The sequence below is a fragment of the Bacillus sp. AFS001701 genome, assembly GCF_002559405.1.
Classification (GTDB): Bacteria; Bacillota; Bacilli; order Bacillales; family Bacillaceae_G; genus Gottfriedia.
Window position 1 is genome coordinate 1 of the sequence record NZ_NTZO01000342.1, and the last position, 11,314, is coordinate 11,314.

The following is an 11,314-nucleotide window of genomic DNA, read 5'->3' on the forward strand; positions in this document are numbered from 1 at the left end:
TTAATAATGATTTTAAATGTTAATATAATTGAGCGGTTATATAGAGCTAACGGAGGGGTGCTCGACTCCTATGGGATAAGCGGGAAGGCTGAGACCCCCGAGGCTAAAGAATCTCGCCCCATGGAAAGCGAGCACCCCGTAGTGGAATTCAACATCACTAAGCTCCTTTTACAAAAATTTGGTAAAGGTTGTTTTTCTACAGCTTGAAAAGAGCACAATTAAGGTTGGCCTCTTTTTTGTGGATTCAGTGTTAGTGGAGTCCGCAATTATTAAGCTAGGATTAAAAGGGCACAATTCTTATTAAATGATGATTATAAGAAATATTTCTTTTTTCACATTTTAATGTCAAATATATGTAGTTTTAGCTCATTGCTTTTTTAAATAGGAATATTCGTTATAATGTATTAAAGAGAAATGTTTGGAGGTAATGAAAAAGAATAGAATGTGGAAATTTATTAAAAGACTTCTTTTATTTACACTTCTGATGTCAATTATTGGGTTATTTACGATCTATCGTTACTATTTCCAAGATGTGTTGAAGTATGAAACACAAGTTTACACGGAATTAAAGACGTCTAATTTAGAAGAATACACACCTTTATTACTAGGACTAATGATGCAAGAAACGAAGGGTAAAGGAAAAGATCCAATGCAGGCTTCAGAATCACTAGGATTAGCAAAGGATAGTATTCAAGATACTTCAAAAAGCATACAACAAGGGGTCTCACACTTTAAAGACGTGTATTCCTATGGTAAAAAACAAGGCGTTGATTTACAAACCATAATACAAAGTTACAATATGGGAATTGCTTATATTGATTTTATAAAAACTCATGGTGGTAAACATTCAGATCAACTTGCTAAAACTTATTCTCTATCGATGGTGGAGACGAATCCTGAGCTTTATACGTGTAATAATAATAAGAAAAATTTCAGATATCCATATTGTTATGGTGACTTCACATATAGTCAAAAAGTAATGAAGAAAACAAAGTACTTCGAGATTTTAGTCCCACTTAAACATAATATAGTAGGAAAACCATAGTCCATGAAGAAGAGATAAATGTCTTCTTTATGGACTTTTTAACTTTTTTTTTAGAATTATGTCAATTTAATTACAAAATGGTTGTCGTTTCGATAAAATTAAACAATTTCCTTTTTTTACCGATATAATTATTGAAAAAACATTTCAAATTCCGACATTTTATGACTTATACTTAATTTTAGTGTTAATTTTTTGTTAATTTCATTTTAAAAAAATTATAGTTTATTAATTTTACTAGTTTAATAGAATTGAATTGTTTTATTCTACGGTTTAAATGTAAAAATGGTAGGAAAGGAAAATTTGATACATGAAAAAAATGGGAAGAGTACTTTTGGTATCAACAGGCATATTAGTAGGCACCTCCAGCATTTCCTGTCCTAATATCGGTTTGGAAACATCAAAAGCGAGTGCAGCGATTGTAAATATTAAAACGAAGTATCAAACGAGTGCAAATCTAAATTTAAGACAGGGTGCAGGTACAACTTATAATTCACTTGTGATTATTCCAAAAGGAAAAGTAATTACCGCTACTCAAAGAAATGGTAATTGGTACAAAGTGACTTATAGTTCTAAAACTGGTTGGGTAAGTGGTACGTATTTAAAGGAATATTATAAATATACTACTCAAGCGATCGCTTATTATTTTACAAATAAAACTACTAAGCTATATCCAACGCCTGATACTAAAAAAGCTGCAGTATATTCTGTAGTTGTTAATAATGGGTTTTATAGTACTCAAAACATTGTAAATAGCATTGGTCAAACATGGTTCCGCGTTAGTTATAATGGCAAAACCTTGTATGTAAATAGCGCAGATATTACGAAAAGTGCTGTAGCTACATTTGCACAAACAAAATATAAAGCAATTAGAAATACAAGTTTATATCAAACCTATGGTGTATCTTCTAAAGTACTATCAAGTATTCCAACTGGTACGGTCATTTCATCATCAAAACGTGTTGGTAACTGGTATAACGTCACACTTAATGGTAAAACAGGATATGTATATATTAATAATTTTACAAAAGTAAATGAAATAAAATATGAAACAACAAGTACTGCATATTATTTTACGAAAGCAGTCACTAACTTATACGCAACTCCAGATGCGACAAAACCTGTAGTAACTACAGTTAATGGAGATAATGGCTTTGCTTCAACCCAAAAAGCGACAGATCTAGTAGGGAAGATATGGTATCGAATTAATTACAATGGACAAAATCTTTATGTTAAGAGTGAAGATGTAACTGCAAATAGCTTCACAACATTTACTACTACAAAATATAAAGCGCTTAATGCAACATATTTATATGAATCGTTCGGCAATGCATCAAAACAACTTATTCAAATTCCAAAAGATACAGTTATCCCGATTAGCAAAAAAATTGGTAATTGGTATAGTGTAACTTATGACGATGTAAATGGATATGTAAGAGCAGCGGATTTCGGAAAAAGTGATGTCGTGACAATAACGAATATAACAGATACAACATATATTACGACTTCAGAATTAAATTTACGTCAAACGTATGATGCTTCATCACCGTTGCTTACAGTAATTCCCGTTAATATGGTTTTAATTGCCACTGATAAAACGTCGAACAATTGGTATAAGGTTAGTTACAATGGGAAAACGGGATATGTATCAGGAACATATATCAAGCAAGTAAAAACTGGTGACCCAATGACATCAAGAGATAGCTACCAGTTTATCGATCTGCGTACACCTTCGACTGTAACTGCTGCGCAAATCAATACCTATATTGCTAGTAATGTAAATAGTGGAGTTAAGAGTATACTGACTGGTCAAGGACAATTATTTATTGATGCTGGAAATAAATATGGTGTAAATGCACTTTATTTAGCAGCGCATGCTATTCATGAAAGTGGATTTGGTACTTCTCAAATTTCATTAGGTAAAAATAACTTATTTGGCTTTGGTTCATATGATACAACGCCATATATTGCATCATACAAATTTATGAGTGTACAAGAAAATGTAGAGTATATTGCTCGCTCAATTAAATCTACTTACTTAAATCCAAGTAACTGGAAATATAAAGGTGCATATCTTGGTTTTAGTACAAAAGATATGAGCAATGTAAGAATAGATGCAGCGAGTGAAGGGATGAATTTTTATTACGCGACTGATCCAAACTGGGGTAAATTGATTGCTCAACATATGCAAAGAATTCTACCGTTTGATAAAGCGTATTATGATAAAGCTCAACCGAATACTACGATTCCAGGCAGTCCATCTACTCCTGTTGGTAGTGATGTATTCCCTGCTAATATCCAAGCGGTTGCAAAAGGAAACATTGATCTATACACCGCAAAGGGAGATACGGCTAAAGTGAAATCGATTACAGCCGGTACAACTTTCCTTCTTCTTGAAAAAACAAATAATTATTGGATCAAATTATCAATTGGTGGGAACGTTTATTGGACGAACAGTATTAAATTAAATGCATATACCCAAACATTATCTGTTAAAAACTTAGGTAGAATAACAACAGATGGTTTAAACGTGCGCTCATCTGCAACTACAGCTGAAAGCAATATAATTGGTAAGTTAAACCTTAATAATTACGTAAGTATTGTTACAAATACAGATGGTACTTTAACAATGGATAGTACAAAAAAATGGTATAAAATCCAACTAGCGAATGGAAGCTTTGGATGGGTATCTTCAAGTTATGTTAAACAAGAATTAAAATAGTTTTTTGATGGCTCAGGAAAAACTGAGCCATTTTTTTTATGAGATTTATAGAGAAATAGAAAGTTAGAAATGAAATATGATAAAATAGATACATTGTTTCATATTTAGGTAGATTGGAGAATAAACAATGAAATCTTTTTTACTGAAATTTGGCTTAATAACAGCTTTAACAGTAAGTTTGTTTAATGGAAAAGCTAGTGCAGAAACAAACACAACTTGGACTTCGAAGTGTGGCGACGCTAGTAAAGTGAAATCACCATCACTTCAACAAATTAATTGTTTGCTGACATACGCTGCTATCAACTCTGATATTCCGCCAGAGGTCGTTAAGACAGTTGCGTGGAGGGAATCAGGGTGGAACCAATCAAAATTGTCATCTGACGGTGGGATTGGTATTATGCAAATTACAAATCAACCTAGATATGATCAGAAGAGATTAAAAACCGATATTGCATATAATATTCAAGCTGGTGTTGAGATTTTAAATGAGAAATATAATTGGAAAAAAGCAGATGGCACATATACTTTACCAAGGATTCAAGATGCGAATCGTCATATTATTGAGAACTGGTATTTTCCAATTATGGCCTATAATGGAATAAAGCGGGCTAATAGTCCAATTATTAAAACACAGGGAGCTAACTATGGCAAAATAAATACTGCTGCCTATCAAGAAATTATATTAAATTTGCTTGAAATGCAGAGTTACTTAAGAGATAAAGATGGTCCAAATATTTTAGCAAAATTCCCGTTTACGACTAGTGATTTTGATTACAGTCCTGATAGTGACGAGGATATTTTGTTCAAAATACCGCTTTATACAATAAATAAAGGCCTTCATGAGTCGCCATATTTTATGAAAAAGGGAGATATAGCGTACGTCACGGTGGATAAAGTTAAATTACGACCTGACTCAAATACTTTGAAAAAGGAAGTAGTAACACTTGCTAAATACACAAAAGTAACAATTTATGATGAATTTAAGTTTGATTCAGGTAACGACCATAACCAATTCGTTTGGTTTAAAGTAAAAAGTCCGGATGGAAAGATAGGGTTTATACCATCTGCTTACCTTAATCCTATGGTAATTGGGGTGGCTAATGGAGCATTTTATAATAAAGACGTAAAAATCCATGTTAATGAGGGAGTCGCTACATTAAATGGAACTCGTATTAAAAATGACTATTTGGTTTCAAAAGCAGGTAGCTATACACTTGTTGTAAATAGTTCAGTGGCGAATACAATAACTATTAAATTTACAATTGATAAAACAAAACCTACAACTCCAACAATGAATTCAGTTTCAGATCAATCAACTACTATTACGGGAACAGCAGAAGCAGGTTCTACTGTTAAACTATATATTAATGGCAAGCTTCAAAAAAGCACAACAGCTGCTTCGAATAAAAGTTACAAATTTATAATTGCAAAGCAAAAAAGTGGAACGACAGTTAGTGTAACTGCTACGGATAAAGCTGGAAATGTAAGTGCAACAAAGTCTTTAAAAGTATTAGATAAAACACCACCAGCTCTTCCAGTTGTTAATAAAGTTACTTCAAAATCAAAAACTGTAACAGGTAGTGCTGAAAAATATGCTTCAGTGAAGATTTATCGAGGAAGCACATTAATAGGTCAAAGCTCGGTTAATTCCAGTGGTAAATTTTCTGTATCAATAAAAGTACAGAAAGCAAACACCTATTTAAAGGTTTATGTCATTGATAAATCGGCAAACAAAAGTGTTCGTACAATTAAAGTTGTAAAATAGTTAAAATACGATGCGATAAGTTTTTTTCTTATTGCATTGTATTTTTTTATTTTTCAAGTTCTTATTGGAAAGAGAAAATTTATTTGCTTCGAACTATATAATTGCTTCATTTCAATTGCTCGATAATTAAGTAGACGAGGATCTGTTTTTACAAAATATTTTTAAGGTGAATGCCATTTGTTTTTAATATGTGGATAACTTGTGAATAAAATTAATACTTATCGACAGGAAGAAAGGTTTAACAATTTTCATATTGGTAGAATTTTGTCGTATCTTTATATTTCTTAGTTACTTGAATTAATTTATAAACAAGCGGTTTGTGGATAAGTATTATATGTTATCCACAAATTGTTAATAAACTTCTAAAATTGTGGGTAATTTTCGGAATTTAAAATGTTTTTTATCTTTACAAGTATTTTAATAAACAATACTTCATCTTATTAAAGAAATTAAAAGGCCATTTCCCAATTGAGAAAAGGCCTTTTTGTTAAACTATTCTTATTTTTAATAGAGAGAATTTTGAAGTTGTCTTATATTACTTAACGAGCACCTTCACCAGTCAAGACAACTTTAATTGTTTTAAACATAATTCGAATGTCCAACATGATTGATCGATGTTCAATATAGTGTAAATCCAAGACTAACTTCTCTTTCGGTGTTAATTCATACCCGCCATTCACTTGTGCCCAACCTGTTAACCCTGGTTTGACTGTTAAGCGATTAGTGAAGCCTGGTACTTCATGATTAAATTTTACTAAAAAAAACGCTCTTTCTGGTCTAGGACCAACAAGACTCATATCACCACGTAAGACATTGACGAACTGCGGTAATTCATCGATACGAGTTTTTCGAAGGAAGTGACCAAGTTTTGTAATGCGAGGATCATCCGTACTAGCCCATTGTGGTCCATTTATTTCTGCATCCATACGCATTGTTCTTAACTTGTAAATATTAAAAATCTTCCCATTTAATCCAACTCGTTCTTGGATGAAAAGAGCAGGACCAGGAGAATCAATTTTAATTAATGCGATAAAGAACAAAACGAATGGTAAAGAAATGACAAACGCGAGCGACGCAAAGACTACATCCAATGTTCTTTTTATAAATGAATAAAAAATACTTTTCTTTTTTAATGACTCAAGTTGTTGAATTGAGTAGCGGCTTTCAACCTTTTGTTGAGTATTCTGTAAGGCCATTTAAACACCCCAGTTTATAATTTAGGCCCATCCTTGCAAGTGCATTGCAACATGTCCTAATGTATAACGTTTACGTTTTATAACATCATAACAATTATAAATGTTCGCAGAAAAAAATCAAATTATTTTTATGTTACAAGCTTATTACTCCACATAAAAAGTTCACAAGGGTACCTTACACTTATAGTGTGTGCAAGAATGATTTATTAATCGGCATTACAATAATTAGTAATTAATCAAACTTTTGTCCAGGTCGACTTTTTAGGTATTATTATTTTAGCATAAAGTAAGTGGGAAAATACGTCGCGTTAAAATAGCACTTTCCCAAAGTAATTAAAACCCCATATAAATATAGATTTAGCATAGTATCTTACAGATTCTAACAACAGTTAGATTTGTTTATTTTGTGGGGTGATTAATCCTTTTTATAACCTTCGTTTTGTAATTGGGTATGTAATAACAATATTTTGATGATTCTCCTTATAATTTATTATGAATAAATTTAGATATTTTATCCTTCCTTTAAATCCTTGTTTTTTTGTTTCTCCAAAAATCAACTCCCTCTTCGTAATTTCTCAAGATTATTTTAGTTATGGCAAAACCTCTTTTAGCACTTTTCATTGCTGTTATATTTGATTTTGAATTACGTGGGTGCAATTTATAAATTTATGCAGTTCCATTAAGGACTTATTTACTATTCAGAGTGGATTATTGCTTTTTAATCATATGATTGTAAATAAAATGCTCTTATTAACTGCATTTTTAATTACCGCATTATTAAACTTATTACCGCAGAAGAAATATGATTCTAATATTTTTTGATCCTTTAGGATAATCTTCTTCGTAAACAGGCGTAAACTTTAATTTTTAAATGAAAAACAATAAATTAGTGGGGATATGGTTGGATATGACTAAAGATGAAATGGATTTATCACTTAGTTTTCAACTTTGTTAAATTTAATTTAAATTGAGTAGAAATCTCTTGATGTGGAATCTGTAATTGATATAAATTTTTTGTTTGAAATGATTAGTTCATATTGGCTGATTATTGTAGTTACTTAAAGTTTAAAACTAAATTATTAAGCATTATTTCTAATGTTACTGTATAAAATCTTGTCAGTAAATACTTACTTTTGAAGAATGTTAGTGATTTTTAAGGAATGGAATGAATAATTGTAGTAATATATTGAAGTGAGTCGAAATTTTGTTTAATTTAGTCGAAAGGTTAGGTGTTAAATGCTAGCGAATTATTTCACTGTTTGTGGCTTTGGTAGTCATGAAATTGAGATTGAAAAATCGAGATTTATTTGTTACATAAATGAAGCGAAAACTGAAGTTGATGCGCAACGATTCATTTCAGAAATTAAAAAAAAGCATTTTGATGCATCTCATAATTGTTCTGCTTATTTAATCGGTGAAAATGATGAAATTCAAAAAGCCAATGATGATGGTGAACCGAGTGGTACGGCTGGAGTTCCAATGTTAGAAGTTTTGAAAAAGAGAGGATTAAAAGATACTGTTGTTGTTGTAACAAGGTATTTTGGTGGTAAAAAGCTTGGAGCAGGAGGATTAATTCGTGCATATGGACAGGCAGTCAGTGAAGGATTAAACACTGTTGGAATTGTTGAGCGTTCATTAGTTAAAGTAATGAATGTAAAGATTAATTATAAATTGTTAGGTAAAGTAGAGTTCGCTTTACGGAACTCACATTATCACTTAGAAAATGTTAACCACATGGAAGAAGTAAGCTTTGAACTTTGGATTAAGATTGATGAAGTAGATAACTTCAAAAACTGGATGATTGAGTTAACAAATGGTAGTTGCCATATATATGAAAGTATTGTTAAATACATGTAGTAGTCTAGCTTTATAACATAGTAAATTTATGACTAATTTCAAATAGAACAATCATACTAACTTTAAAGGAGGTCTATTCGAACATATGAATCAGAATCATTCTCGAAAAATGGCCAAGAAAAGAAGAAAGAAAAAGAGAGGCTTAATTGCTAGAATATTATTACTTATCATTATAGTAGCCTTAGTGTTTGTAGGATATAAAGGCGTTAGAACATATCTTGAATTAAATAAAGCAACAAAAGGAGAAGATATTTCTTCAAACTTAAGAAATGAAAAAGTTGCAATATCGAAAGATCCAATATCGATTCTCTTCTTAGGGATTGAGAACTATTCTACTGGTGGAAAGGGTGGACGAACTGACTCGATGATCCTTGCTACCTTTAATCCAAAAGAGGAGACAATTAAAACAATGAGTATTCCTCGTGATACATATGTAAGTATCCCAGGACATGCAGATAAAACTAAAATAAACCATGCATATTCATATGGTGGTTTACAATTAACAGTTGATACAGTTGAGCAATTCTTAAATGTACCAATTGATTATTACGTTACAGTGGACTTTAATGGCTTTAAAAACATAGTTGACGCAGTAGGTGGAATAGATGTTGATGTACCTTTTGATTTCTGGGAAAATACAGATACAACACCAAGGAAAAAGGTTTACTTTACAAAAGGTATGATGCATTTAAATGGACAACAGGCGTTAGCATATTCTCGTATGCGTAAACGTGATCCTCGTGGTGATTTTGGACGTGAAGAAAGACAGCAACAAGTAATTAAAGCGATCTTAAATGAAATTAAATCACCTGAAACAATCATGAAAATGGATCAATACGCGAAAGTATTCAGTAAAAATATTAGTACGAACATGAAAATGAGCGGTGGTATTTCTCTTGCGAAGCATTTACCTAACATCACTGAAAATGACTTAGAAACAATAAAATTAAAAGGTAACGATGATACGATTCACGGTATTTACTATTATGTTCCTGAAGAGGAAAGTGTAAAAGAAATTACTAGCAAATTCCGAGTTCACCTAGGTTTAGAAAAACCAGCTACAACTAATACAATTAATTCAGATAGTAGTTCTGAAAATGAAAATAGTACCAATCAATAAATAGGCAGAAAGCTGATTCTTTTACTGGAATCAGCTTTTTTATTGGGTCAATCGTAATATATTTGTAATACTTGTTAATATTGTGTTAAGGATGTTATAGAAGGGTATGTATTTTTTAAAACTTATAATAAAATACCAATATATATTGGTAATATAAGGTTTGAATCGGAAGAATTAAAATTTTTGCTTATTTTAAATTTTTGTACAATTATAATCCTAATTACATTATAATATTAGATATACATAAATTTATTAGTCATTTAGTAATAGGCTAATGGGGGAAAAGGTGAATGACAGCTAGGAAAATGGACAATCAGACACTAGACGAAATAATGGATAATATGCTCTCATCTGTTATAGATAGTAAGTCCCATGTGTTTGAAATTGTTGAAGATACTCGCTCAGAATATGAGAAATTAAGAGTAGTGCTTGAAGAAGTAAAATTACAAGTAGTAGAGAAGATTGAAAATACGGTCAGATTAGATTTATTAGCCCGAGCGGCACGCCAAAAACTAACTGAAGTTGATGGGGATTTTAATAGGTATACTGAATCTCAAGTAAAGTCAGTATATGAAACTGTCCAAACTATTCAGGAACAGCATTTTCTTTCATTAAAGGAAGAAAAAGTTCTAAATCATCGTAGAAAAGAATTAGAAAATAGACTTCAAACTTTGCTAGAGAAACTACAAAAAGCCGAATTATTAGTTTCCCGTATTTCAATTGTTTTAAACTACCTTAATACAGACTTTAAGCAAGTTAGTCATTTACATGAAGATGTAAAACAAAAACAAGAGTTCGGATTTCAACTGATACAAGCTCAAGAAGAGGAGCGTATAAAGTTATCACGCGAAATTCATGATGGACCTGCCCAAACGTTAGCCAGTATATTAATGCAGTCAGACTTTTTAATAAAAACATATCGCCAAAGACCAGAAGAAGATGCAAGAAAAGAATTAGGTGATATAAAGGAACAAGTCCGTTGCGCATTAGGGGAAGTTAGAAGAATTATATACGATCTACGCCCAATGACATTAGATGATTTAGGTTTAGTTCCAGCCCTTAATAAATATTTAAAATCGCTTGAATCGTATAAGCATATTGAGATTAAATTTGAATATTACGGTCAAAGCAAAAAAAGACTTAATTCAAAAATAGAAATTGCGATCTTTCGAATCATCCAAGAGGCAGTTCAAAACGCATGTAAGCATGCCGATCCATCAACAATTATTGTAAGATTAGAGTGTTTAGGAAACAAAATTTATGTTTTCGTTCAGGATGATGGAGTTGGTTTTCCGGTTGGAAAAGGCCAAAGTGAAAACTCTTTTGGATTAATAGGAATGAAAGAACGCGTTGAATTATTAAATGGAGATTTTATAATCGAATCTATACTAGACGTAGGTACGACAATTAGGATCACTTTAGATGTAGAAATAGAGAATGAATTAGAAATGTCATTTCAAAATGAAACGTCTGAAAATTTCTAAAAGTAAAATTTCATTTCACGTTTTTCGGAGATTTGCGTCGTAACTATTAATAAAATATGTTAAAATATACTATAATTTAGAAAAAAATACCAATTTCTACAAATTTCGATAGATTAGCAAACTAGATC

Annotated in this window: 8 protein-coding genes; 7 read left to right on the forward strand and 1 reads right to left on the reverse strand. The window is 31.4% G+C overall.

The genetic code is table 11. The features are described 5' to 3' along the window. The 4 genes from CN514_RS26195 to CN514_RS19520 all read left to right on the forward strand — a co-directional run. A partial coding sequence (locus CN514_RS26195; protein WP_217993942.1) for a hypothetical protein occupies nucleotides 1-207 on the forward strand: 207 nt, incomplete at its 5' end. A gap of 220 nt (nucleotides 208-427) precedes the next feature. Then, nucleotides 428-1,045 (forward strand): lysozyme family protein, encoded by a 618-nt coding sequence (locus CN514_RS19510; RefSeq protein WP_098234031.1) that lies wholly within the window; start codon nucleotides 428-430, stop codon nucleotides 1,043-1,045. Between the two features lie 307 nt (nucleotides 1,046-1,352). Then, nucleotides 1,353-3,764, forward strand: coding sequence for an SH3 domain-containing protein (locus CN514_RS19515; RefSeq protein ID WP_098234032.1), 2,412 nt, complete (start codon nucleotides 1,353-1,355; stop codon nucleotides 3,762-3,764). Nucleotides 3,765-3,891: 127 nt separating this feature from the next. Further along, on the forward strand, nucleotides 3,892-5,529 hold the full coding sequence (locus tag CN514_RS19520) for an Ig-like domain-containing protein (protein WP_098234033.1): 1,638 nt from the start codon (nucleotides 3,892-3,894) through the stop codon (nucleotides 5,527-5,529). A gap of 539 nt (nucleotides 5,530-6,068) precedes the next feature. Here CN514_RS19520 and CN514_RS19525 read toward each other — a convergent pair. Beyond that, a complete protein-coding gene (locus tag CN514_RS19525) occupies nucleotides 6,069-6,725 on the reverse strand; it encodes a sugar transferase (protein ID WP_098234034.1) in 657 nt (218 codons plus the stop codon). A gap of 1,236 nt (nucleotides 6,726-7,961) precedes the next feature. Here CN514_RS19525 and CN514_RS19530 point away from each other — a divergent pair. From CN514_RS19530 to CN514_RS19540, 3 genes are all read left to right on the forward strand, one after another. Then, entirely contained in the window at nucleotides 7,962-8,582 is a 621-nt protein-coding gene (locus CN514_RS19530; protein WP_098234035.1) for a YigZ family protein, read from the forward strand. An 85-nt stretch (nucleotides 8,583-8,667) separates the two neighbouring features. Beyond that, nucleotides 8,668-9,702: an LCP family protein gene (locus CN514_RS19535; RefSeq protein ID WP_098234036.1), complete on the forward strand. Its 1,035-nt coding sequence runs from the start codon at nucleotides 8,668-8,670 to the stop codon at nucleotides 9,700-9,702. A 290-nt stretch (nucleotides 9,703-9,992) separates the two neighbouring features. After that, a complete protein-coding gene (locus CN514_RS19540; RefSeq protein ID WP_098234037.1) occupies nucleotides 9,993-11,186 on the forward strand; it encodes a sensor histidine kinase in 1,194 nt (397 codons plus the stop codon). Nucleotides 11,187-11,314 lie beyond the last annotated feature (128 nt).

Bases quoted from the DNA above. Each gene is read 5' to 3' on its own strand.
- CN514_RS19515 (WP_098234032.1), top strand. From the start codon at position 1,353: ATGAAAAAAATGGGAAGAGTACTTTTGGTATCAACAGGCATATTAGTA.
- CN514_RS19525 (WP_098234034.1), bottom strand. From the start codon at position 6,725: ATGGCCTTACAGAATACTCAACAAAAGGTTGAAAGCCGCTACTCAATT.
- CN514_RS19520 (WP_098234033.1), top strand. From the start codon at position 3,892: ATGAAATCTTTTTTACTGAAATTTGGCTTAATAACAGCTTTAACAGTA.
- CN514_RS19535 (WP_098234036.1), top strand. From the start codon at position 8,668: ATGAATCAGAATCATTCTCGAAAAATGGCCAAGAAAAGAAGAAAGAAA.
- CN514_RS19510 (WP_098234031.1), top strand. From the start codon at position 428: ATGAAAAAGAATAGAATGTGGAAATTTATTAAAAGACTTCTTTTATTT.
- CN514_RS19530 (WP_098234035.1), top strand. From the start codon at position 7,962: ATGCTAGCGAATTATTTCACTGTTTGTGGCTTTGGTAGTCATGAAATT.
- CN514_RS19540 (WP_098234037.1), top strand. From the start codon at position 9,993: ATGACAGCTAGGAAAATGGACAATCAGACACTAGACGAAATAATGGAT.